At 53.1% G+C, this 22442-nt stretch carries 16 protein-coding genes; 1 reads left to right on the top strand and 15 read right to left on the bottom strand.

Annotated features, from left to right (window positions below; genetic code table 11):
- Nucleotides 1-302: 302 nt before the first annotated feature.
- The 14 genes from ACVLVH_RS07050 to wbaP all read right to left on the bottom strand — a co-directional run bounded on the left by ACVLVH_RS07050 (nucleotide 303) and on the right by wbaP (nucleotide 18242).
- Nucleotides 303-1643 (bottom strand): MOP flippase family protein, encoded by a 1341-nt coding sequence (locus ACVLVH_RS07050; protein WP_008104858.1) that lies wholly within the window; start codon nucleotides 1641-1643, stop codon nucleotides 303-305.
- On the bottom strand, nucleotides 1640-2863 hold the full coding sequence (locus tag ACVLVH_RS07055) for a glycosyltransferase (protein ID WP_192411955.1): 1224 nt from the start codon (nucleotides 2861-2863) through the stop codon (nucleotides 1640-1642). Before ACVLVH_RS07055 ends, ACVLVH_RS07050 begins: the two co-directional genes overlap by 4 nt.
- Before the next feature lie 4 nt (nucleotides 2864-2867).
- The gene (gene wcaK, locus ACVLVH_RS07060) at nucleotides 2868-4130 is read right to left on the bottom strand and encodes a colanic acid biosynthesis pyruvyl transferase WcaK (protein ID WP_101763371.1); all 1263 of its coding nucleotides are present in this window, start codon (nucleotides 4128-4130) and stop codon (nucleotides 2868-2870) included.
- 210 nt (nucleotides 4131-4340) lie between these two features.
- A complete protein-coding gene (locus ACVLVH_RS07065) occupies nucleotides 4341-6551 on the bottom strand; it encodes a phage tailspike protein (protein WP_498949094.1) in 2211 nt (736 codons plus the stop codon).
- 57 nt (nucleotides 6552-6608) lie between these two features.
- Nucleotides 6609-7643, bottom strand: coding sequence for a glycosyltransferase (locus tag ACVLVH_RS07070; RefSeq protein WP_101763369.1), 1035 nt, complete (start codon nucleotides 7641-7643; stop codon nucleotides 6609-6611).
- Between the two features lie 50 nt (nucleotides 7644-7693).
- Nucleotides 7694-8446 (bottom strand): glycosyltransferase family 2 protein, encoded by a 753-nt coding sequence (locus tag ACVLVH_RS07075; protein ID WP_498949096.1) that lies wholly within the window; start codon nucleotides 8444-8446, stop codon nucleotides 7694-7696.
- Between the two features lie 73 nt (nucleotides 8447-8519).
- Complete coding sequence (locus tag ACVLVH_RS07080; protein WP_192411530.1) at nucleotides 8520-9437, bottom strand: glycosyltransferase family 2 protein; 918 nt, start codon at nucleotides 9435-9437, stop codon at nucleotides 8520-8522.
- 74 nt (nucleotides 9438-9511) lie between these two features.
- Nucleotides 9512-10690, bottom strand: coding sequence for an acyltransferase family protein (locus ACVLVH_RS07085; protein WP_110866650.1), 1179 nt, complete (start codon nucleotides 10688-10690; stop codon nucleotides 9512-9514).
- Nucleotides 10691-10714: 24 nt separating this feature from the next.
- Complete coding sequence (locus ACVLVH_RS07090) at nucleotides 10715-11437, bottom strand: SGNH/GDSL hydrolase family protein (RefSeq protein ID WP_498949097.1); 723 nt, start codon at nucleotides 11435-11437, stop codon at nucleotides 10715-10717.
- Nucleotides 11438-11452: 15 nt separating this feature from the next.
- The gene (locus ACVLVH_RS07095; RefSeq protein ID WP_137386120.1) at nucleotides 11453-12589 is read right to left on the bottom strand and encodes an EpsG family protein; all 1137 of its coding nucleotides are present in this window, start codon (nucleotides 12587-12589) and stop codon (nucleotides 11453-11455) included.
- A gap of 181 nt (nucleotides 12590-12770) precedes the next feature.
- Entirely contained in the window at nucleotides 12771-14948 is a 2178-nt protein-coding gene (wzc, locus tag ACVLVH_RS07100; protein ID WP_137386121.1) for a tyrosine-protein kinase Wzc, read from the bottom strand.
- 12 nt (nucleotides 14949-14960) lie between these two features.
- Nucleotides 14961-15395 (bottom strand): arsenate reductase/protein-tyrosine-phosphatase family protein, encoded by a 435-nt coding sequence (locus ACVLVH_RS07105; protein ID WP_101763362.1) that lies wholly within the window; start codon nucleotides 15393-15395, stop codon nucleotides 14961-14963.
- A gap of 9 nt (nucleotides 15396-15404) precedes the next feature.
- Nucleotides 15405-16535: a polysaccharide export protein gene (locus ACVLVH_RS07110; protein ID WP_101763361.1), complete on the bottom strand. Its 1131-nt coding sequence runs from the start codon at nucleotides 16533-16535 to the stop codon at nucleotides 15405-15407.
- A gap of 273 nt (nucleotides 16536-16808) precedes the next feature.
- On the bottom strand, nucleotides 16809-18242 hold the full coding sequence (gene wbaP, locus ACVLVH_RS07115) for an undecaprenyl-phosphate galactose phosphotransferase WbaP (protein ID WP_498949099.1): 1434 nt from the start codon (nucleotides 18240-18242) through the stop codon (nucleotides 16809-16811).
- A 786-nt stretch (nucleotides 18243-19028) separates the two neighbouring features.
- On the opposite strand from wbaP, the gene ACVLVH_RS07120 reads away from it, so the two are divergent.
- Nucleotides 19029-20585 (top strand): TerC family protein, encoded by a 1557-nt coding sequence (locus ACVLVH_RS07120; RefSeq protein WP_277973800.1) that lies wholly within the window; start codon nucleotides 19029-19031, stop codon nucleotides 20583-20585.
- Nucleotides 20586-20621: 36 nt separating this feature from the next.
- Here ACVLVH_RS07120 and asmA read toward each other — a convergent pair whose 3' ends face one another.
- Nucleotides 20622-22421 (bottom strand): outer membrane assembly protein AsmA, encoded by a 1800-nt coding sequence (gene asmA, locus ACVLVH_RS07125; RefSeq protein ID WP_498949101.1) that lies wholly within the window; start codon nucleotides 22419-22421, stop codon nucleotides 20622-20624.
- Between the last annotated feature and the right edge of the window lie 21 nt (nucleotides 22422-22442).

Here is a 22442-nt window from a genome sequence, read left to right on the forward strand (position 1 = left end):
TACGTGGGGTCGATTATGCAGGATCGGCCGGTCGAGCAAGTATAATCTTTATCTGAAAAACCGGCACTAACTCTCTGTCACACCATCAAAATTCGCCAATTTGGCCGGTAAAAACGCCGAAATGCCAATGAGGAACCGATGCGCTAAACCGCTGAAAAATCGTGAAAGGATTTGAGATGACGACACCAGAGATTGACTGAAAGCTGAGTTGATAATGCGCCATAAATGGCGCCGCTACGGACCGTGTAAACATTGAGTCATCTGTAGCGGCGCGATTCATCACGCGGGTTGGATGTTGATGTCTACAGCCAGCCCTCAAACCATTCCGGCATCACGAACAGGTTGAAGTGGTTTACCAGCATCATCAGCGCAACAAACACCACCGACACCGAAACCCACTGACGTGCATACGGCATAAAGCGGATGCCAATCACCGGCTTGATGAAGAACGGATGGGCAAAGGCCGAAATCAGCACCTGCGAGATCGACAGCGTCAGCGCCACATACAGCACGTTCGGCCAGATGTAGGTTGTCGCCAGCACCGCAACCACCACCAGGCTCGCCACAATGTTCCAGTAGAACTCAACATTGGTGCGGCCGTTGGCCTGCGAAATCGCGCCTGTTAAGCCGCCCATCGGACGCAGCATGCCAAACAGCAGCATCAGCGGAATCAGATGGTAAACCTGCTCATGTGAAGCGCCGTACAGCACGCGCACAATGACCGGGGAAAGAATGCCAATCGCCAGATACATCGCGCTACTGAACAGCATGATGACGAAAGTGCCTTTCAGGAACAGCTTTTTCAGCTGCTCTGGATCGTGCTGCTTCTCAGCGAAGCGCGGCAATGCCAGGCGGTTAATCACCGGCGAAACCAGCTTCAGCGGTTGCAGAATGAGCTCTTTTGCCAGCGAGTAAATCCCCAGCATCTCCGCACCCATCACTTTACCGACGATCAGCGCATCGGCCTGGGTACGCAGCTGATTGATGGTCTGCGAACCAAGCTGATATACGCCATAACGCACGGCGCTGACGAAGGTTTTGCCGTCGAACTCCCAGGTCGGACGCCAGGATTTCTCGCCGAAGTAGATCATGCAAAGAATGCGCGTGAAGGCGTTGATGAACAGACCAAGAATCGCCGCGGCCACGGTAAGCGAGGTGTAATACAGCATCGCCACGGTACACAGGAACGCAAACAGCTTGGTGGCCATCTCAATCTTCGCCAGCGTTACCATGCGTTTGGTTTTCACATAGTGCGCCTGATACTGCGACAGATGTCCCAGCACCAGGAAGTTGAGGCTGGTGAGCATGATCAGGCCCACCAGCTCCGGCAAGTGATAGAACCACGCCACCGGATAGGCAATCGCCAGCATAATTAAGCCGGTGCAGAAACTGAGCGACACGTTCACCCAGTAAATGGTGCTCTGCTCACGGCGATTAATATCCTGGCGATGCACGATATAGCTGCTCATGCCCATATCCTGCAGCACGGTCGCCACCGCCAGAATCGCATTGATGATCGCCAGTAAACCCAGCTCGTGCGTTTCCAGTTTGCGCGCCAGCACGGCGAGCTGTAACACCTGGAGCAATGCGGCAAAACAGGTACTACCAAACAGCCAAACGGCCTGTTTTTTTAATCCGCTCACACCATGCGCTCCAGAATTTTCGCCAGCTCACCGTAAGCGATGTGCTGATTGAACTCAGTTTCGACTTTCTGCCGCGCAGCGGCGACCACCGGTGCCACATCCACGTCGCCACGCGACAGGCGCAGCAACGTCGCTGCCAGCTCGTCAGGATCGTTTTCGGCCACCAGCCATCCGCTGACGTCATTCTCAATCAGCTCAGGAATGCCGCTGTGATAGGTCGACACCACCGGCAAGCCAACCGCCATCGCTTCCATCAGCGCCACCGGAATGCCTTCCATATCGCCATCTGCGGCGGTTTTAGACGGCAGCAGGAAGATGTCCGCCTCGTTCAGCGCCTGACGAATTTCATCCTGCGGCTTGAAGCCCGGCATGGTGACGTAATCCTGCAATCCAGCGCGCGCGATGTGCTCGCGCATCATGCCATCCTGCTCGCCGTTACCGATGATGGTGAACTGGAACTGGCCGCCATTATTGCGCAGGATTTCGCTGGCTTTCACCGCCACATCCAACCCTTTCTTCTCGGTCAGACGCGCCACTGAGACGATGCGCAGCGGTTGATGGAACGCCTCGCGCGGACGGAAGTTAAACTTCTCCGGCTCGATACCCATACGCGTGACATGCACCTTGGCGCGCGGACAACCCATCTCAATCAGCTTGTTCTCCCACAAGTGGCTGATAGGCAGCATCAGTTCGCTCTGTTTGAACAGGTTGACGTAGTCGAGCTTGTGCTCTTCCAGAATGTGACGACGCGAAATATCCGCGCCGTGGAACACCGTCGCCTGCTTGCCTTTCAGCACGCCGAGTTCGCGCAGCTTGTTAGCCAGTGCGCCGGCATAGCCGAAGTGCACCAGAAACACATCGGCGGTGTAAGGCTGTTTAGTGTTGGCGACAATCGCCGGCAGCAGCAGTTTGCTGGCCTGTGCGCCGTAGCGACGCACATTCAGCGACTTGAGCAACGCGCCTTTGGTGATTTTCGGCAGTATCAACCCGATACGCTGCGTCAGCTTATCAAGGTTGGATACTTTCTCTTCCGGCAGTAAATAGTGGGTTTTCGCTGCCAAATTGTAGTCATCGAACGCGGCGTGGCGATTAATCATATCGCCCGGAAACACGGAGATAATCTCCACGTCGTAGCCTGCATCGATGAAATGCGTCACCTGATTGAGCACAAAGGTCTCAGAGGCAACAGGAAAACGCATGGTGAAAAAGGTCAGCTTCATCACTTCACCCCAGGACGTTGAGAATTTCTGCTGTAATGCGGTTACCAATCTCACGCTCCTGCGCCACCGCGGTATCAACTTTGTGTTTCACGTTGTCGTAGTCGGCCAGCACCGTCTGCACTTTATCAATGAGCGAACCGTCCATCAGGCTCTGCACATCGGTGGCCATCTGCGGCAGGCCAAGCTGTTTCATCACGCCGAGCGACTTGTGCTCGTAGTTGATGGCCACGGCTGGCGTACCAAAGTTCATGGAGATGATGGCGGAGTGCAGGCGGGTACCAATGGTCAGATGACAATGGCTGAGGAGGATGCCGAGTTCGAGGTCGTTGAACTCGTCCATGATGACATGGTAATGCTCGGGATGCTCGACATGATCGCGCAACGTCAGCGCCACCATGCGGTCATCTTTGGCGTAGCTATCAATACCGGTACAGGTAGAGAAGGCAACCACCTGATAACCTTCGGCAATCATCGCATTAATCACGCGGCCAAAGGCAGCTTCATACTCTTTCTGCGTGACGCCGAGACGTTTGTCGAACGGCGCCAGTTCACGCACGGTAATCGCAATGGTTTTGCGTGCGCTGATAATCGCCTGCCAGTGCAGCAGGTTATGGCTTGGATTGGCCACTTCACGCGCTTCAACCAGGAACGCGGTATCAACACCCTTCTTCACTTTGCTGGTGGTCACGCCATCTTGCTTCAGGCGGTCGTAGCTCACCTCTTCGCGCAGCACCAGGCTGTCAACGCGATCAAAGACAAAGTTCGCCAGCGCATTAACGCGCGGGTTCTCGAACGGACCGACCGAGTGACCGACCATATGCAGCGGCTTTTTCGCCATCAGCGCACAAAGCGCGTGGTCGAATTGGGTCACGCCGTAGAGATCGACGAAGAACGAGCCGCCAACCTGAATAATCGCGTCGTACTGCGCAAGGCTTTGGGTGAACGCCGCCAGATGCGGTGGCACCGAGAAGGATTTGTACACGCCGCCTTTGCCAAGGTGCGCCATCATGATGTCCGGCATCAAGCGGTTCGCCACCTTGCGTTTCAGGCTGCCCACTAACCCTTTGCCCGACTTGCTGTTGTGCAGGAACAGGGAATCCTGCTGGATATCCTGCTGCAGTAAATAGCCAGAGCTTGTTGGATAACGGCTGATCACATCGATATCCAAATCCGCACGCGCGGATTTCAGTGAATCAATCAGCCCACGTAAAATCGCGCCATCCCCACGATTTCCACAGGTATGGTTTCCTACCAATAAAATCTTCATAAAAAAACTCCGGAAAAATTTTTGTAATTTTTACAAGCCGCCAATAGCTGCACTGGCAAAGTGAACTCTGATTCAAAGGACTGCAATGGGAGTAAACCCCAAAAAAGTGGTGCTAATTGCATTTCTATTCAGTACTGCTTACAAACTATGCACATTCCGTTGCGGCGCGATTTATCGCGCAATAAATTGCGCCGCTACGATCGGTGTGCGTTATGACTTCACGGCGAAATACGGCATAGCCACCTGCTCGCCATTGATTACTACCGAAATGAAACCTTTGGGTTCGCGCGTATCCACCTGCTCCGGCTTCAGCGCACGCGAGGCCAGCAGCAGATCGCCCTGCTCGTTACCGCCGATGCCGGCTTTGCCGTTGTGCAGGCTAAAACGCTGCGGCGCCTGTTGCGCTGCGCTGCCCGGCGCGCCTTTGTCCATCACGGCGTCAACGCGCGCGCAGCGACCGGTCAGGAAGCGATCCTTGGCGGTACTCTTGATCAGCACGGCGGTGGTCGGCGTCCAGCCCGCCAGCTTCACGAACACTTTGGTGTCGGTATCAGTGCGCGGTTCGAAACGTACGTCCACCACCGGCGAGCTACCTTCCGCTGACCAGCTGGCTTCCGCTTTGTTTTTCTTGCGCTGCAGATGAATCACCGCGCGGCCGCCGGTACCTTTGCCGTTGATAACATCCATCAGCGGCTGATTGGCGGTGCCGTTATTGAACTGTGACTGACCAAATACCTCGATCTCCCAGCTATCGCCCACCGTTGGCGAGTAGAAGTTGCCGAGTTCAAACCAGGTTTGCTGATCGCTATTATTGGTCAGGCGGAAGCGCGAGGTGATGTAGTTGTATTTCAGACTGCCATCAATGGCGACGCCGTAAGATTCAACGCGCGTTGAGCCCATTTCCCAGATGTTCAGCCAGCGCTCGCCTTCCAGCGAGTTATCAATCCAGCTGCCCGACTGCAGATTGGTCTGACGCATATTAAGGCGCGAGTTACGTGCGTTGAGCGGGTTCTTACAATCCTCAATGCTCAGCGCATCGACAATCCACTGGCCGTTCGAGATGTCGCCAGGGAAATCGCTGTGCTCAATCCAGCCGTTGTGGATGATGGATTGGCTGCAGCGCGGCAGATTCAACACCATGCCGCCTTTACAGTGCTGGGCGTTGAAGTTGGAGAGCTCAATCGCGGTACTGTGATCCCAGGCACCGGCCTTTTGACCCGACCAGCTGGCTTTAATCACATCGCCGGTACAGGCGTTGGCGTACCACTGGTCGATTTTGCAATCCAGCGTATCCAGCAGGCTGAGCGAAACGCCGCCCACCTGATTGAAGCGCAAGCAGGCACCACGGAAGAACTGGCCGCCCGGACAGGTATTGCGGAACAAACCCTGTTTGTTCGGACGCTTGTCGGTATTGCCGTTGAAATTCAGGTTGGAGATTTCCGTCCAGCGCGCATTTACCTGGAACAGGAATTCGGAGCGACCGTCGGAAACCAGCGTGGTCGCCGGGAAGTAACCGAAGTTGACCATCGCGCCGGAAATGCGGAAGAAGCGACGTCCTTCGTCACCGAAATCACATTCAGAGACAAAGAAGGTGCCGGCCGGGAATTGCACGCAAATCTGCTGGCTGGCATCAATCGACCATTGATACATGGCTTTGATCGCCGGTGCCGTGTCGGTTTTGCCGTCGGCGATCGCGCCGAAATCAAACAGCGTCAGGCGATTAAAATCTTCCACCACGCGACGCCAGGTAAAACCGTTGCCGCTGAAGTTCACGCCGCCATCATCTTTGCCATCACCGAAGGTGCCGACAAACTCGCCGCCGCCCACTTCCAGCCCTTCGTGCCAGCTTTTCAGCTTGATTTTGGCACCGGCAAACAGCGGACGGGTTTTGCGCAGCTCTTCAACCGATGGGATTTCACCAATCAGCTGGTAGCCGTTCGGCTGCGCCAGACGCTGGCTGAAGTTGCTTTGATTAGGGCGCGAGACATCGCTGATAGAAAACAGTGTATGGCCCTGATCGTCCTCCACCACCATTGAGTGCACGGGATTGGCGATCAACGCCGCATTGTCGTGAATGAACTGGGCGAAGTTGCCCTTGTTCAGCGCAATCGGCTGGCTGATTTGTGACACTTTGCCATTGGCATCGCGCAGAAACACCGGGATCTGGTTGCCGGCCTGGCTGGCATCGCTGCCCGCTTTACCGATCCACAGTTTGCCCTCGAAGTTCTGCCAGAACTGCGGCGGCATGGTATAGACGTTTTCTGGCGTCAGAATCGGCACATCGCCTGCCGGTACGCTGGCAGGATCGACGGATTTTAACGTTGGCTGACCACTTTTTGCGGCGTAGCTGGAAAACGCACTCACTGAGAGCGCAGTAACAATCGAGGAGGCTGCGGCCTGCAAGACTTCTCTTCTTTTCATGCTTCAATTCCCGTGGTTGTGCGGCCAAAAAGGATTCCCGAGGCACGATAATTGTCGCTAAACAAGGGCGAGCCAGCTCTGCTTGATCTGATTACCGTCAAACTTGAGCGCGGTTTCTTTGGTTTTTTCACTCATGGCGTAGAACAGGCCATCATCACTGGCGAGCTGCTCCATCCGCTTGATAAAGGTGGTTTTGTCATTCATCGGCACCAGGAAGCCATCTTCACCGTGGTTGATGATCTCCTGCGGCCCGGTTGGGCAATCGTACGCCACCACCGGCAGCGACCAGGATTTGGCTTCCAGCAGCACCAGCGGCAAGCCTTCATAGCGCGACGTCATCAGCGCCATGTCGCTTTCGCGGTAGTAATCGTTGATGTTGCTGACTTTGCCGACAAAGTTAACGCTATTAGTGATACCTAACGCCGCAGCCTGATCGTGTAGCTGCTGGCGTAGTTCGCCGTCACCGGCAATCACCAGTTTCCACTCGGGATGTTTCTTGCTGAAGTCGGCCCAGATATCCAGCAGCAGGTCGAAGCCTTTCTGGTTATCAAGACGTCCCACCGCCAGCGCCTGACGGCTGCGCGTTTGACGTTGAAACGCTTTGTACACCACCGGATTGGGGATTTGCTGGCTGGCAATATTCCAGCGGTTAAACACCTGATGATCTTTGTCGGTCAGGACGATCACCTGGTCGTAATAGCGCAGCATCAGCCACTTCAGCAGCTTAATCGGCTTGCTGAACGAGTTAATCGCGATGTGTTCGCAGGCATACGCCTTGAAGCGCTTCTTCTTCAGCGCCATCAGGTTCCAGAAGGCAAACATCACGCTCAGGCGACCCATGCTGATCAGGAATACGCTGTCGAAGCCTTCCTGATGAATGCTGCTAACGGCGCTTTTAATTGGGTTGCTGTGGCCTTCAAAGCTGACAATTTTTTTCACCCGTTCGAACGGATAAAAGGTTTTGCCATGGCCTTCCAGCGAGTAAATGGTGACTTCATGCTGCTCGCCGAGGCACTCAGACATAAAGTTGCAGATGTTTTCCGTGCCCGCATACGAGTAGGCATCTTTAATCACCAAAACGATCTTTTTCATACAATCCTTTCCACCTCAAAAATATAAAAGCAGCTAAATCACCGTTGCGCTTAGCGGTGTTTTAAGGCAAAAAGAACCCCATTCACCATATACCAGACATAATAGTAATATACTTTTAACGGATTGTTTTTATAGATAATTCTTAATAATTCGAGGTGCCACTTCGCCGCTTTATTTTTGTTGCGCGACAGTGAATCGCCCAACTCGTAATAGTTGACCAGGGTTTTCTGGATCACGCGGGCTTGTTTGTAGCGGAGGAACAACTCATAGAGGAACAGGAAATCTTCGTGGCCTTTACGCTGGAAGAAGATGCCCTGTGGAGGACGGCGGAAACACACCGAGGAGAAGCAAACACGATATTGCTTCTTCACGAAGTTTTCCTGCTGCAGGTAGGGTTTGCTGTAGTTGATATCGTGGTCAGCGGTTTTGGTTTTGTAGTGATAATGCGTGATCACGAAATCGTCGCCGGCGGCGATCGCGGCCGTCTGTTCGGCCAGTTTTTCGCGGTGCCATTCGTCGTCGCTGTCAAGAAACGCGATGATCTCTTCTTTCGCCGCGCGCAGCCCCACGTTACGGGTTTCGGCTGCGCCCTGATTGACCTCGTTGTCGAGAATGGTGATACGCGCGTCCTGACAATTTTCACGCACCAAGGCGAGTGAATCATCGGTGGATTTGTCGTTGATCAGGTAAAGATGCCAGTCGCTGTAGGTCTGGTTGATGATCGACTCAACCGCGCGCAGAACGGTATTTCGCGCGTTATACATCGGCATCACAATACCGACGGTGCCAACATGATTTGTCATTTGTCTACCCGGAGTTTCAGGAACCAAAAAATTGCCCCCGTGTAGGGAGCAAGTGAAAGTGTTTAAAAGTGAATCAGGAGACGGCTCTTCTGCCCGAGAAGCGCGACTTCACCTTATCGAGCAAGCGATTCATGAAGTAGGCGCGATTGTCACGGTTGGTGAGGAAGAAGTAGCGTGCAAAGCTGAGGCTGGCCTGCAGCGATTTACCATCCATCTTGTAGCGCAGCGGCAGCTTGAACGCCTTGTAAGTATGGATGTCACGCGTGGTCAGGTGCGGCTTCATGGTATCGAGCCAGAAGAACGAGTATTTGACCGATTCGCCTTTGTGCTTGGAACCAAATTTGGTCACCAGATGGTAGGTTGCCAACGGCTTGTCGATCATCACGAAGTCGTAACCCATGCGGTCAGCGCGGATGCAGAAGTCATAATCCTGATGGCGAATATAGCGCGCATCAAACTGGATCTGCGCCGCATCTTCGCGCTTCAGCACAATGGTGCTGGTTTGAATAAAGCCGTAACAGCCAAACAGATACTCGGCGACGGTTTCGTTTTTGCCGGGCGGTTGCATCGGCATCACCTTGAGGAAGCTGCCATCCTGATGGATGTTCACCTGACTAAAGATGACGTAGCGCGATTTGCCCTGCGCTTCCAGTTTGGCGATGGTTTCACTCGCCACCAATAACTTGTCCGGATGCCACTCATCGTCGGCATCGAGGAAGCTGATAAAGTCGCCGGTTGCCAGCTCAATACCTTTGTTACGGGCGCCAGCGCCGTTGAGTTTGACCTCAGACAGCTCCAGTTTGATAGCCAAATCCTGATAACGTTCGCTGCGTACCACCTGCGCCAGTTCAGCCGCATCGGCCGATTTGTCATCAACAATAATGACTTCAAAATTGCGATAGGTTTGCGCTTTGACGCAATCTAGCGTCGTGACAATCGATTTCGACGCGTTATACGCGGGAATAACAATTGAGAAGCGAATCTCCTGCATTGCCAGCACCTCATTAAAAAAGTTACAAAATCAATGATATAACTTGTGGGCTCAAAAGAATAATGGGTGATGTCCTAATTTGTCGGCGAGGTCTTCATCGCCACTTTCTTCTTGTTGCTACTGCCGATAAACGGTTTCTCGACAAACAGATACGTCAATTTCGCCACATAGAAGGAGGCGACAAAGAACAACGTTGAAAGCAAGGTGTAGAACAGGAACGAATGCGGATAGAGCGTTTCCGGGATCTGCTTGATGAAATAGAGCACCACACCGTGAATCAGATACAGGCTGTAACTCACCTCACCAATCGACATCAGGGTTTTGTTTTCCAGAATGCCAAACACCGCGTTGCCGCTGCTGACAATAAAGAAGATCACCGTCAGGCAGCAGAGGAAAATCAGATACCAGAAGGTGTTGCTGGTGAACGACAGCGAGAACAGCGACAGCACAATCACCGCAAAACCGGCCAAGCTGGAAGTTTTGTAGTGCGCAAACATGTCGCGATACTTATACGCCAGATAACCCATGGCGAAGCCCAGCACCGGACGCGGATCGGTATAGGTTTTGCCCCACAGACGCAGGCCAACCGCCACGCAGAAAATCACGCCGATCGAGCCGAGAATCAGCAGCGTTTTGTATTTACCTTTGGTGGCGCGGTTGAGCACGTAAATCAGCGGAATCGACAGGTACAGCAACCATTCGAGGCGCAGCGTCCATTCCACACCGGCGTTGACATCCGCCGTCAGGAAATCACCCATGCGATAGCTGCCAATAAACAGCAACCACAGCACGGCATCTTTTACTGCCGTGAGGCTATAAGTGAGATCGCCCTGCACCACGCCTACCGCGATGATGACAAAACCGGAGAACCAGAACATCGGGACGATACGGCGGATACGCGACTTCAGCAGCTTGTGAGTCAGCTGCCCTGGCGTCAGGGTTTCATTATCCAGCCAGCGATAGAACAGGAAGGCGGAGATCATGAAGAACAGCAGTACACCGAATTTACCGGAGTTAACGAAGAAGTTGCCTTCGGAGAACCAGGCAAAATAGTCTTTATCGAACACCCACTGACCATCCAGCGAATAGATATAGTGCGCGAAGTGTGAGAACGCCACGATGCTGGCCAGCAGCGCGCGCATACCAGAGATACTTTTAATACCGCTACTGTTGTAAACGCCTTTGTGGAAGGAGAATACTCGCAGAATGATTAGCGCCAGACAAAATGACAGCACCATGATTAATACATACATGTCAGCTCCTGAATCTGAGTTGGGTTAGCTGCTGTGCCGCGACAAAACGCTATCGAAAGTGCTGCTTAAGACGTTGAAGGTTCTTTCTGCTTTCTGCTTATAAAGCATCTCGTTCGGGTGAATGCAATCAGGCGACATCTCAGATTGCCAGTCACGGTTCTGCTTGATGACGCTGTACTGCTTCACAATCGGCACTTGCTGCTCTTTAGCCACTTCATTTAACTGATAAACATACGGCCAGACGTTCCAGCGCTCGGCTTTGCCACAAATGGGATTCGGTTCCTGTAACACCACCAGCTTGTTATTCGCCTTCGCGCCTTTGACCAGCTCGGTGATGATGCGCTTATACTCTTGCGGCGTTTCAATGCGCTCGCCTTTGTCTTTGAAGAAGTTGATGCGCGCATCGTTGATGGCATAGTTAATCAGAATCATGTTGGCATCGGATTTCGCCATGCGTTCTGACCAATCCATCGGCGTATTGTCTTTGTCGTAAACCAGCACCGAAACTTGTGCGCCCGGCATGCCGTGGTTCTTCACCTCAATGTTGTTGCCGTATTTCTCACGCAACATCTGCTGCAAAAAACTCACTTCATTATTTTTACTGAGGATATTGCGATTGCCCGACGCGGTAACGCCAGCGGTGGTGGAGTCACCGTAGGCGGCGATGATGAAGGTGCCGGGATGATCCTCTGCCTGCGCCAGAAACGGCGCAGAGGTGATCAGAATTGCCAGTAAAGTCTTCCGCATATTTCCTCTCATCGGTTAATGAAACAATTTGAATTCACGAGCAACTTCATAGCCCACAACGGCCTGCTTCAGTGAGATCGTGTTGTAGTAGAGGTAATAAACAAGGAAGAAAGCGAACATCGCAAACATCGCGGGTTTCAGTACGCGTTTTGACTGGAAGATTAGCGATGTCAAAATAATCGGTTCGACCTGCAGCAGGTAGTTCGACAGGCGCGCACCCGATGAGTAGTTGTAGAAGAAGATCCTGATACCGCCGCCGATGGCAAAAGTGAGAATCAACAGATAGTTCAGCTTCCACACGTCGTACTGTTCACGCTTGAGCTGGTTGCTCAGCATGAAGTAGACAAAGATAAACACCAGCATGATGTTTTTCAGGTTGGACACTGACACCACGCTGCCGTCACCGGCATTCGAGGCTTCGTTACTGTAGCCTGCGGCCCTCTCGCCCATCGATCCCAGATGTCCGGCGATCAAGGCAATAAAGCCGGTCCCGCCCACCACCGAAAGTGGCACACTGAATATAATGATGGCCACCGGCCACCAGCGCGATTCCCGAATAAACAGGAACGGAATGATGGTCACCACCATTACTGCGGTGTTGTGGCTGAGGAAGGACAGAATAAAGAAGGCAAACGCCCACCAGTATTGCTTGAGGTAAATAGTCCAGATCACGCCAAGGAACAGCGCCGAGCTCAGGCCAAAACGAATCTGGTTTACGTCTTTGTTGATAAAGATATGCGCCGAGTAAAGCGCCAATGCCAACACCGGATACGGTGACATCTTTTTGAAAAAGATGGCGTTGGTTGAAACTGCCAGAATACTGAACACAAACAGGAACACGCTGGCATTGTGTGAAAACAGGCTGGTGATCCACGCGATAGCAAAAATCAGCGGTTCATAACGGAAGAAGGCGACGGTGTTGGCAAAACCGTTGACCTCAATACGGCGGACGAAGTCGGCAAAGAAGCTGCGATATTGATAGTCGTCCATCCCGGTACCGAGACCGCGAATACCGGCGAAAATAATCAGCGTGACCGTGGCGATGCACAGCAGGTAAGTCAGAATATGGGTGGTGCGTTCGTCTTTCTTCAACAGGATTTCGACCAGCGCAAGCAACAGCAAAAACCCTGATAAATACCAATATGGAGCCATGGTGTGATTCCTTAATTCCACAAGTTCTCGTGCCAGCGGTGGCTTTTAATGGCGTTATAGAGAGAATCACCTGTGTAAATCGTTGCGTGTCGTCATTCAAACGGTGCGATCAAAAGGGGCGGTCAACCCGCCCCTTTCTTCACCGGATTACCCTCATCATTAACTGTGAATGACGGGCAAATTAACTTTTGGTCGGTTTGCCATACTCGTAGTCGTAATAGTCGTAACCGTAACCATAAGAGTTGGCGGCTTTACGCACCACGGCGTTAAGGATCACACCTTTAATCTCAATACCGTTCTGGGCAAAGCGCTTGAAGCTGACATCCAGTTCTTTCGGCGTGTTGGTTTCGAAACGCGCCACCATCAGCGACGTACCGGCCAGCTTACCGATGATAGACGCATCGGTGACCGCCAGAATCGGAGGCGTATCAATCAACACCAGGTCGTAGTTCTTGCTCGCCCAATCCAGCAGCTCACCCATGCGACGATGCATCAGCAGTTCAGATGGGTTTGGTGGCACCTGACCGCGTGGCAGGAAGTCAAAACCGTACGGGCCTTTCTGAATCAGCGCCGGGCTGAACTCGGTTTTGCCTGACAACACGTTAGACAGACCGGATTTGTTATCGGCTGACAGCAGTTCGTGGGTGTAACCGCGACGCATATCACCATCGATGAACAGCACACGTTGGCCCGCTTTGGCGACCAGCGTTGCCAGGTTGGCACAGATAAAGGTTTTACCAATACCTGGGCTGGCGCCGGTGATCATCAGGATGTTGTTTTTCGCTTCCATCATCGCGAAGTGCAGGCTGGTACGCAGGCTACGAATCGCTTCAATTGACAGATCAGTTGGATTGCCCAGCGCCAGCAGCGTTTCGTGGGGATCGGTTTTCACCTTGTTGCCACGACGCGCCAGTGCTTCGGTATCTTTCTTACGTTGCCATTCTGACAGCGGTACGCTGGCATAGACGTTCATGCCCAGCTCTTCCAGCTGCTCTGGATTTTCGATGCCGTGATGCAGCAGCGCTTTCAGCAGCACCAGACCAACAGAAACCATCAGACCCAGAATCACGCTCGCCGCGATGATCAGCAGTTTCTTCGGTGCCACCGGGCTGTTGCCGGTTGCTGCGCCATCGATGATGCGTACATCACCCACGGTGCTGGCTTTACTGATACCCAGCTCTTGCTGACGGTTCAGCAACTGCATGTAGATTTCCTGACCAGACTGCACATCACGCGTCAGACGCAAGATCTCTTGCTGCGTTTGTGGCATCTGAGAAATCTTTTTATTCAGCTGCGCCTGCTCACCTTCCAGCGTTTTGCGTTTTTCCAGCAAGGCGCGGTAGGTTGGGTGATCTTTAGTAAACAGCTGAGACACTTCGGCTTCACGGAAGGTCAGTTCGTTCAACTGGCTCTGCACGCTGACAGAAGAATCCAGCGCCGATTTCGCTTCCAGCGACAGGTCAACCGACTCGTTCTGGCGACGGAAGGTATTCAGCTTGTCTTCGGCATCATCCAGTTTGCCACGCACTTGCGGCAGCTGATTGCGCAGGAATTCCAGGCTTTTTTCCGCTTGCTCAGATTTACGCTCAACGTTCTGCAGCAGATAGTTATTGACGATTTGGTTCAGCACTTTGCTGATCTGCTCCGGATCTTCACCCAGATACTCCAGACCCAGCACGCCCGTGTCTTTACCTTTATCCGCAACGGTCAGGTTGGCCAGCACGGAGTTAATCGCCTGCAGCTCGTTCAGTTTGGTAACGCTGAAGCTGGTGCCTTCATCGGCATTGATGCCGCTTACCAGCATGGTCACATCACCGTGCGTTTCCAGCTGACCAACTTTACCTTTGAACAGCTCATCACCGTCCGCTGACACGGTATACGAGTCAGGACCGGTCACTTCCAGTTCAACGGTACGCTTATCGATGGTGCGTGGAATTTCCAGGCGGGAGATGGCGACGGTTGATGGCTTGTTACCCATCAAACGCGACAGACCTTTACCAATCACCGGGAAATAGTTCTGGGTGACAACGGTGTCCAGACCCAGATCGTCAACGGTTTTACCGATAACCATGCGCGATTCAAGAATCTGAATCTCGGTATCGGACGCCGGCGTTGGCGGCAGAATGCTGTCTAACTCATTCAGTACTGAGCTGGCATTCTTCTGTTCAACCTGGACTAACGCATCCGCGCTGTAGATTGGTGTAGCAAACAGTGTGTAGAGCGTGGCTACCAGCATGAAGAAGGCGGTAACGGCAACAATGATCCAGCGATGATCAATCAGCTGTCCCACAAGATGCGCCAGATCCCATCCATTCGAATCTTCCTTTGGCGCGGTCATAACCTTGTTTTTGATATTCATGGATATTCCCAACTATCGGCTTAATACGTTGACCCATTTCTGGGTAGCGTTTTCCAGTAACCCGTAGACCTCTTCAAAGGCCTCGCGACTTTTTTTGTACGGATCCGCAATTTCCTGCTGATTGAGCCAGTGGCCAAGCAGCATGGTCTTTCCGCGTGCGGCTGGATCGATGCGATTCACCTGTTCAATGTGGCGCTTTTCCATTACCAGAATCAGGTCATAGTCACGGCACATGCTGGCCGTTAATTGCTGAGCCTGATGCCCTTCCAGCGACACGCCGTGTTCGGCGGCCACAGCCAGGGCTTTCTGGTCCGCCGGATAGCCTTGCAGCGCGCTGAGCCCTGCGGAGGCAATCCGGATGTTTGGTAGCGCGCGTTTGAACAGACGCTCCCCGGTGGGGGAGCGGCAGATATTGCCGACGCAGACGACTAACACGGACTTAATCATGGCGAACCCTTAGTTCGACCAGTTGCGGAAACGAAGAGCCGAGGAGCTGGCATCGTCAATACCTACGATGGTCGGCAGCAGGCCCGAAATCACACGGTTCCAACGGGTGATTGGTGTCGCGGTGACATAGACGATGTCGTACGGCTCCAGTTGGAATTCGGTGCCCATCACCATCGATGCCGCATCTTTGGTATTCAACTGATAGATGTTGGCGATCTTGGTGCGGTTGGCGCCGCGAATCGGACGAATCACGAACACGCCGGTGGCATCAGAGGTGGTCTGATCCATACCCTGCGAGTTGCCCAGTGCTTCGGCCAGCGTCATGCCACTGCGGTCCATCTTCAGCGTTGACTGCTGCTTCACTTCACCCATCACGAAGACTTTGAGATCGTCGTTACGTGGCACGTAAAGGATGTCGCCCGGATAGAGCAGATGGTTTTGGCTCAGGTCGCCGTTTTGCATTAGCGCCTGCAACGAAAGACGTTGTTCTTTGCCGTTGTGCGTCAGCACCACGTTGCGCCAGTCAGCGTCAGCCGCTAAACCGCCGGCGGCGTTGACGGCATCCAGCACGGTCAGCGGCACGTTAGTGATCGCCTGCTGTCCGGAGGTGGTGACCGAACCGGTGACGTACGCTTTCTGCGAACGGAACGAGGCGACGTTAACGTCAACCTGCGGACTTTCGATGTATTGCGCCAGACGACGCGCCACTTCGCTGCGGATCTCGGTAACCGTTCGGCCTGCTACGCGCACTTTACCGATGTACGGGTAGAAAATGGTGCCATCTGCCTGTACCCAGTTACCGGTGTCGCTGGCGCTACGGTACTGACCGGCAGGTGTGGTCAACTCTGGGTGATCCCAGACCGTGACGTTCAGCACGTCGCCGACACCGATACGGTATTCGTAGCTCTGAATTTCATTTTGCAGCATCGGGTTAGCCTGCGCGACTAACGGCTTCGGACGCATCTGTTCAACCAGACGCGGCGTCAGCGGGAAGACGTTGACATATTTGTCGATGTCATAGTTGCTATCCTGTTGCTCTATGACATCTTTTCCACTGGTGGAAAGGTGAGAACCCGGCTCAATGGTGCATCCGGAGAGAAAAGTCGCGGATACCAGTAAAGGTATCAATTTAATTTTCATTATCATCTGATTCTTCGCTATCAGTTATTGATTGATAGAGGCGAAATCGCCCGCTGTGTAGCGTCTTACAAAAATGGAATGTGACGGGTTAAACACTGAAACTGTGGGTCATTATTATGCGCTCCCTTGGTTTTATGTTGTCACCGAGTCTAAAGACGACATCAATTAAAATGGTTATACAGACTCAATCAGTGCAGCTGTCTAATAACGACACACCCAGCACCCGCAGTTTTCAACCGGGGAGCTTGCTGCCCTCCCCGGCTTCGCTGTCTATCAATAGGCGCCATCGCGTTTCAGCACTACGCCAACCGTCTTAAACAGAATCGCGATGTCATTCCACAGCGACCAGTTCTTGACATACCACGAGTCGAAATAGACGCGTGTTTCATAGTCAACGTCGTTACGACCGCTAACCTGCCACAATCCCGTCATGCCTGGTTTCGCCATCAGGTAATAATCGACATCACCGGCATAACGGCAGAGCTCATCTTCAATCACCGGGCGCGGCCCCACCAGGCTCATATCGCCACGGACCACGTTCCACAGCTGCGGCAGCTCATCCAGACTGGTTTTACGGATGAAATGGCCGACTTTGGTGATGCGCGGATCGTTCTTCAGTTTGAAATCTTTATCCCACTCGGCGCGGGCAACAGGATCGGTACGCAGTACCTCTTCCAGCACCTCTTTCGAGTTAATCACCATTGAGCGGAATTTCAGGCATTTGAACTTACGGCCGCCTAAGCCCACACGTTCATGACCGTAAATCGGTGGTCCGCCATCGCGGCCAACCATAAATCCAAGGACCAGCAACGCCGGGGACAGCGCGAGGATAATGCTCAGCGCGCCGACGATATCGAATGCACGCTTAAGGAAACGTGACGTGCGCTTCGCCAGATTGTTATTCACACGCAGAATCATCACTTCATGGCTAAAGATGTAAGCCATGTCGGTGCCGTACAGCGGTACACCGCGCAGTGTTGGAATAACAGAAACCGAGCGGCAATTGTGCATCGCCAGGGTTTTCAGCCAGTGGTCGCGGTGCTGGCTCTGTTCGAACTCCACCGCCACGATGAACTGGGTTTCGCTGTTGGTCAGCTGCCACAACTCTTGTTCGTTGTGCAGCACAGGTACGCCTGAGATGCTGGCCTGTGGGCTGCTCTTATCGACATCGAAGAAGGCGATAACATCGAAGCCCATCACCTCTTCGCTCTGCAGCGCCTGCCAGGCTTCCTGGGCATTGCGGCTGCTGCCGATGATGATGGTTTGCTTCTTCCACATGCCATAATGATTCAGCACACGCTTAGAGATGGCGCGCGCTAAAGGAATCATAATCAACGCAAGAATCCAGGTCGCTACCCAGACAAAGCGCGACATTTGCCACTGTGAAAGGGCTGAAATTGACAAATCGATGACAGAGAAAATAAGAATGGTACGAAAGATCTCTTTGAGCTCGAACCAGAATGGCTTGCGATAGGTATAATGACGCAGGCGAACCCAGAACCAGCCCACGCAAATAACGGAAAGCGCAATGTGCGTAGCAATTTTTAAATGCAGGTATTTTTCAGATATATCTGCCAGTGGAGAATGGGTAAACGAATTAATCAATGCCATCGCAATAAATAATGCTGCGTTGAAACAAATTAAATCCGAGCACGCCAGTAAAATTTTTGTCAGAAGACTTTTATATGTAATTTCGTTATCGCGCATAGTTAACTCTTTTATATTATTTCTTTAATCCCTAATGCCTCAACGCTGTTTGATAAATGAGCGAAATATTCACTGCATTTGTTGAGGCAATCTGCGGTAAATTCTCTGAGGCCAAATCAATTCTCACAATAGTAAGCAAGAGAATTGTGATTAATACCAACAGATTAGTCCGACTTCCCTTACCACAGTGGCAGACCATTAAACCAAGAGAAAGGCGATTCAGGCACGCTACCGCCCTTGGCTGTCGCTGCCAATACCGCTTTCATCCTAATTACAACTTGTTTTATGCGGCATTTTTGCGCTAATTACTGGCCGTGGTCCGCGTGCGATCACAGTTCGCAACATTAAGAGGCTAAGGAGCACGCTATAAACAACTTTGGCGCAGACATTTACTAACACGTTGCTATACTAGTTATTACTGGCTTGTTTACAAGTAGGCCCCGTGTTCCCTGCACTATTTTAGGAAAAAGACTACCAGCGATAAGTATTGATGCCAGCCCTTTCAGGCCATTCCCCTGCAAAATTCAGATTAATTCGATACTCAACCACGCAATAGACTGCATTAAAAATGCACGTGGTTATCTGCTGAAAAAAAATAATTGTCTCTTTCATTCAGGTGCAATCTTTATCCATACTTTCATCTTATCGGTGCAAATCGGCAATCAGGGATATTCTTCTCTCATGGCTGACCCGCCAATTGACCGAGTCAGCGGCTATTTACAGGCTTAACGCCGTTTCACTATCATCAGATTAAGCGCATAACACAGACATTAAGGTGATTAACACATGTTGGAGTGGATCATTGATCCGTCGCTGTGGGCAGGATTAGTAACGCTAATCGTTCTGGAGCTGGTGTTGGGCATTGATAACCTGGTTTTCATTGCCATCCTCGTCGAAAAGCTGCCGCCGAAGGAACGCGACCGTGCGCGCATTATCGGCCTGCTTCTCGCGCTGGTGTCGCGTTTAGTGCTGCTCGCCTCACTTTCCTGGCTGGTAACCCTGACACAACCGCTGTTTACTCTGTTGCACCACGACTTCAGCGCCCGCGATCTGCTGCTGCTGTGCGGTGGTTTCTTTCTTCTTTATAAGGCCACCACCGAGTTAAACAGTCGCCTGGAAGGCGCTGACGAGGAAACTGGTCAAAATAAGAACGGTGCTAAATTCTGGCCGGTGGTGGCGCAAATAGTGGTGCTGGACGCCATCTTCTCGCTGGACTCGGTGATTACCGCCGTTGGCATGGTCAACGAGCTGCCGGTGATGATGGCGGCTGTAACGGTGGCGATTCTGCTGATGCTGCTGGCGAGTAAGCCACTGACGCGTTTCGTTAACGGCCATCCAACCATCGTGATTCTCTGTCTGAGCTTCCTGCTCATGATCGGCTTCAGCCTGGTGGCCGAGGGGTTAGGCTTCATTATTCCGAAAGGGTATCTTTACGCGGCGATTGGTTTCTCTATCGTCATTGAGATACTCAATCAGTTGGCGATGTTCAATCGCCGCCGCTTTCTCACTGCCGGCCGTCCACTGCGTCAGCGCACGTCAGAAGCCGTTTTGCGCATTCTGCGCGGCGAGGCGCAGCGTGCGGAACTGGACGCCGATACCGCGTCACTGGTAAGCGATAGCGAAGAGGGCGCGCTATTTAACCGTCAGGAACGGCGCATGATTGCGCGCGTGCTGGGGCTGGGTCAGCGCCAGATTAATAGCATCATGACGTCGCGCCACGACGTCGAGCATATCGACCTCACCGAAGATCCGGCGGAGATCATGGCGAAGCTCGATCGCAATCAACACACGCGTATTCTGGTGACCGAACAGGGCCGCGACCCGCTCGGTGTGGTGCACGTGATTGATCTCCTGCATCAATCGTTGCACAGCAAATCACTGGATTTACGCTCGCTGATTCGCCAGCCGTTGATCTTTCCTGAGCGCGTCACCTTATTACAGGCGCTGGAACAGTTCCGCAACGCGCGCACCCACTTCGCCTTTGTGGTGGATGAGTTTGGTTCGGTGGAAGGCGTGGTCACGCTGAGCGATCTGATGGAAACCATCGCCGGCAATCTGCCGAATGAAGGGGAAAAAATCGATGCGCGCTATGATATTCAAGTGCTGCCCGACGGCGGTTGGGTGGCGAATGGTCATATGCCGTTAGAGGATTTAGCCGTCTACGTGCAGCTGCCACTTGATGAAAAGCGCAATTACCACACGCTGGCAGGATTACTGATGGACAGCCTGCAACATGTGCCGCAGGAAGGCGAAGAGTTACAGATCGGTGATTATCTGCTGCGAACGTTGCAGGTAGAAAATCACCGCGTGCAGAAAGTGGAGATAGTGCCGATAGCACCGTAATTAACCAGGTCGCCATAAATGGCGACCTGGTTTCAGTCACGGCTGCTTCGCCGGTTGTTGGCGATCCAGCCACTGATTGAGCCGCGACTTCGCTTCGCTTTGCAGTTGCTGACGCACCACGTCATCCACCGGCAACGAGTACTGCAGATTATTCCAGCCGCCGTACATACGCAGCGGAATAGTTTGCTGGTTCAGCAGCGCAGCTAATTTATCGTCGCCCTGCCAGCCGCGCAGCATCATATTAATGGTGACGTCGAGCTGCTGTTTAACCATATCGACATTGCCTTTGGTCTGCACCGCCAGACGACTGTTGCCGCCCTGCAGATCCGGCAGGCTGAAGATGCCTTGCTTGAGACTCACGCGCCCACTCAACTGCTGAATGCCCTGATCGTCGGGTTGATCGTTGGTGACACGATTACTGACGCGCGCCACCGCACGGCGCACCATCTGCTGCAGATTCAGCTGCGAAAGCTGTAAATTAGTGGCTTCCAGATCCGCACTGCCCTGCCAGTTACGTTTTGCCTCTTCAATGCTCAATCCAGCACCGCTCACATCGCCTTGCAGTGAAACCGTGCCTTGCAGCTTTTCTGGCAGTTCTAATGCTTTCAGCAGCGGCGCAATGGCGATGTTATCCAGCTCAGGCTGGAATGCCACTTGCGTCACCGGTTTGCGGATATCCACCGAACCGGGAACGGAGAAATGGCCTTCGCCAAATTTGCCTTGCAGCTTACTCAGCGTCATCAAACCTTGCTGATTGCTGGCATCGATCTGCAAGTTGGTCAGCGTCAGGCCGCGCCACACGCTGCTATCGGCGATGAGATTGAGCGTCAAATCCAGCTGATTCAGCGGCGAGTCGCTGTTGTCACGCATTCGCGGTTCAGCAATCACTGGCGTGCTCACCACATTGGCTCGCTGCGGCGCGCTGCTATCCGTCACCGGTGCATTCGCCATCAACGCGTCGATGTCTAAACGGGTGGCATGCAGCGCCAGATTAAGCTGCTGCGGCAGCGCCAGACTCCCCTCGGCGCTGCCATCCAGTGCGCTGTCATTGGCGGTGAGCTGCATCTTCTGTAGGGAAAAACGCTGATTGTCACCGTTCCATTCGCCCTGCCCGCTCAAGGTGCCTTTGATGCCCTGCGTCGGCAGATTGGCGCCGTCGATGGCGTAATTCAACTCATCCAGCTGTCCGACCAGACGATGTGGGTATTGCGCCACATTCATCTGACCTTTGAGATTGACGCTAACATTGCGCTGATTACGCGAAATCCGGGTAGCCAGATTGATGCTGGCCTGCTTGCTGGCATCCTGATCGAGGTTGAGATTGAGGTCGCGGAAATTATATTCGTCGCCGCCGGGCTGCTGCCAAATCAGCAGGCTGTCGGCAAGACGCAGTTTGCCAATCGTGAATGACCAGCCGTTATCGCTGCTGCTCACTGGCTCGGCATCACCCGGCCCCACTGGCGCGCCGCTCGGCTTTTGTGCGGCGCTGTCTGGCGTGACGCGGATGATGGCGTTTTTCAGCATCACCTGGCTGACGCTCAGCTGATGCGACAACAGCGGCCAGAGATGGACATCCAGGCGCATGTTATCGGCGGTGACCATCGGCTGCGTCGCGCCAGGCGCGGTCAGACTCATGCGTCCGGCGAGAATGCTAAGCTGCGGCCAGACGTGCCAGCGCAGATCGCCGCCTACCTGAAGCTGATAACCACTGCGCTGTTCTACCTGCTTTACCATGTAGGTGCGAAAGTCGTTGGGATTGACCAGCAACACCAATGCCGTCATGCCCGCTACCACCACCACTAACAGGATGGCCAGCGTAGTTATCACTCTTCTCATCACATCCTCATTGCCGTCATA

The organism is Kluyvera sp. 1366, assembly GCF_054823405.1.

What these genes read in the sequence shown, in the direction of transcription:
- asmA (WP_498949101.1), bottom strand. Translation starts at nt 22,421, where the DNA reads ATGAGAAGAGTGATAACTACGCTGGCCATCCTGTTAGTGGTGGTGGTA.
- ACVLVH_RS07085 (WP_110866650.1), bottom strand. Translation starts at nt 10,690, where the DNA reads ATGTATGTATTAATCATGGTGCTGTCATTTTGTCTGGCGCTAATCATT.
- ACVLVH_RS07105 (WP_101763362.1), bottom strand. Translation starts at nt 15,395, where the DNA reads ATGATTAAGTCCGTGTTAGTCGTCTGCGTCGGCAATATCTGCCGCTCC.
- ACVLVH_RS07110 (WP_101763361.1), bottom strand. Translation starts at nt 16,535, where the DNA reads ATGAAAATTAAATTGATACCTTTACTGGTATCCGCGACTTTTCTCTCC.
- ACVLVH_RS07065 (WP_498949094.1), bottom strand. Translation starts at nt 6,551, where the DNA reads ATGAAAAGAAGAGAAGTCTTGCAGGCCGCAGCCTCCTCGATTGTTACT.
- ACVLVH_RS07070 (WP_101763369.1), bottom strand. Translation starts at nt 7,643, where the DNA reads ATGAAAAAGATCGTTTTGGTGATTAAAGATGCCTACTCGTATGCGGGC.
- wcaK (WP_101763371.1), bottom strand. Translation starts at nt 4,130, where the DNA reads ATGAAGATTTTATTGGTAGGAAACCATACCTGTGGAAATCGTGGGGAT.
- ACVLVH_RS07120 (WP_277973800.1), top strand. Translation starts at nt 19,029, where the DNA reads ATGTTGGAGTGGATCATTGATCCGTCGCTGTGGGCAGGATTAGTAACG.
- ACVLVH_RS07055 (WP_192411955.1), bottom strand. Translation starts at nt 2,863, where the DNA reads ATGAAGCTGACCTTTTTCACCATGCGTTTTCCTGTTGCCTCTGAGACC.
- ACVLVH_RS07090 (WP_498949097.1), bottom strand. Translation starts at nt 11,437, where the DNA reads ATGCGGAAGACTTTACTGGCAATTCTGATCACCTCTGCGCCGTTTCTG.
- ACVLVH_RS07080 (WP_192411530.1), bottom strand. Translation starts at nt 9,437, where the DNA reads ATGCAGGAGATTCGCTTCTCAATTGTTATTCCCGCGTATAACGCGTCG.
- ACVLVH_RS07075 (WP_498949096.1), bottom strand. Translation starts at nt 8,446, where the DNA reads ATGACAAATCATGTTGGCACCGTCGGTATTGTGATGCCGATGTATAAC.
- wbaP (WP_498949099.1), bottom strand. Translation starts at nt 18,242, where the DNA reads ATGCGCGATAACGAAATTACATATAAAAGTCTTCTGACAAAAATTTTA.
- wzc (WP_137386121.1), bottom strand. Translation starts at nt 14,948, where the DNA reads ATGAATATCAAAAACAAGGTTATGACCGCGCCAAAGGAAGATTCGAAT.
- ACVLVH_RS07095 (WP_137386120.1), bottom strand. Translation starts at nt 12,589, where the DNA reads ATGGCTCCATATTGGTATTTATCAGGGTTTTTGCTGTTGCTTGCGCTG.